1 protein-coding gene is annotated in these 563 nt (G+C 54.0%); it reads left to right on the top strand.

Going from position 1 to position 563, the window contains the following annotated elements; all coding sequences use genetic code 11:
- Positions 1 to 551: PDDEXK nuclease domain-containing protein (locus tag ACESTR_RS16435; protein WP_373179471.1), on the top strand; the 551-nt coding region annotated here is incomplete at its 5' end.
- Positions 552 to 563 lie beyond the last annotated feature (12 nt).

Consider the following 563-nt stretch of genomic DNA (forward strand, 5'->3'; position numbering starts at 1 on the left):
TGCTGGCCAGCCGAGACAAGAAAGCCGTGAAAGAGGAGATTTCCCGTACCGAACCCGGGCGTGTCGAACCCAAAGAGATCATCCGCGACCCGTATATCCTGGAGTTTCTCGGTATCCCCCAGGGAGAGCATTTTCTGGAAACCGATCTGGAGCAACTGCTCATCAGCCGCTTGCAGCGCTTGATGCTCGAACTCGGGAAAGGCTTCGCCTTCGTCGCGCGACAGAAGCGTATCTCCTTCGACGACAAGCATTTCTACATCGACCTGGTCTTTTACAATTACCTGGCCCGCTGTTTCGTTTTAATAGACCTTAAATCCGGGGAGCTGACCCATCAGGATTTGGGGCAGATGCAGATGTATGTCAATTACTACACCCGTGAGTTGATGAATCCCGGGGATAACCCTCCGGTGGGTATCGTCCTCTGCGCGGAGAAAAACGACGCGGTCGTCCGTTATACGCTGCCCGAAGATGAAAAGCAGGTCTTCGCCGCCCAGTACATGACCTATCTTCCCACGCAGGAGGAGCTGCAAACACTCTTGCAGGAAGTGTGACAACAACGCTCA

It is taken from the genome of Alistipes sp. DJF_B185 (assembly GCF_964250025.1).
In the GTDB taxonomy this organism is placed as follows: domain Bacteria; phylum Bacteroidota; class Bacteroidia; order Bacteroidales; family Rikenellaceae; genus Alistipes; species Alistipes finegoldii.